At 38.1% G+C, this 792-nt stretch carries 1 protein-coding gene and 1 pseudogene; both read left to right on the plus strand.

Translation table 11 applies throughout. From position 1 onward, the window contains the following. Window positions 1-311 (plus strand): annotated as a pseudogene (locus HMPREF2954_RS11190) (HINT domain-containing protein); the annotation flags it as partial. A gap of 6 nt (window positions 312-317) precedes the next feature. Next, on the plus strand, window positions 318-587 hold the full coding sequence (locus tag HMPREF2954_RS00060) for a hypothetical protein (protein WP_070688942.1): 270 nt from the start codon (window positions 318-320) through the stop codon (window positions 585-587). Window positions 588-792: the final 205 nt, after the last annotated feature.

Raw genomic sequence — 792 nt, forward strand, 5'->3', positions numbered from 1 at the left:
ACTTCGTCAAGGGCGATAAGGCGGAAACGGAAGGGGTTTGGGTTCATAATGCTTGTCCTCCCAAAAGAGCTCCCGAATACCATGCAGGAACTGTATCTGAATCTACTTTTTTAAATTCAGCTGAGAAATGGCTAGGGAAAAACTATAAGTCATATCCAAATGGTCGATATGTATCACAAGATGGAATGCGACAGGTACGATATGGTCATCATGAAACAAATTCATCTACGCATCATGGTCATTTTGAATCATATGACAAACCCAATGGACGTGTAATAGAAAATAGTGTAGTAACAATTATTCAGGATTAGAAAATTATGAGTGTAAAAGAATTATTCAAAGTTATCTTAGATAAAAATAAAGATTTTCCTATTAGAACGATTCATCGCACTCCAATGGGGATACTTCCCAAACCTGTTGCTTTAAGTATTGTTCAATATGAAGATGACCAAGGATTTTATTTATTTTATTTGGATGAGACCGGTCAGGAACAAACGGATACTTATCATGACACATTAGATTCGGCATTTAAACAGGCTGAATTTGAATTTGGAATTAGAAAAGAAGAATGGATACAAAGTTCTTAGGTATCAAACGTAAGATGGGTTGAAAAACTCAACAATCAAAAGGTCGTCTGAAAAACCTTGTTTCTGGTTTTCAGACGACCTTTCCTTCATTCAGGATATTGAAAACTAAGTTTTTCAACATCCTACACCTGCTCCTTCCACGGCAGCACCTTGGTCAAAACGGCAGACGGTTACAAAGCCATTGCCCGTATCCGGGCCGGCGACC

The sequence above is a fragment of the Neisseria sp. HMSC067H09 genome (assembly GCF_001814135.1).
Classification (GTDB): Bacteria; Pseudomonadota; Gammaproteobacteria; order Burkholderiales; family Neisseriaceae; genus Neisseria.

Coding starts and splice junctions, on each gene's coding strand:
- HMPREF2954_RS00060 (WP_070688942.1), top strand. CDS start 318: ATGAGTGTAAAAGAATTATTCAAAGTTATCTTAGATAAAAATAAAGAT.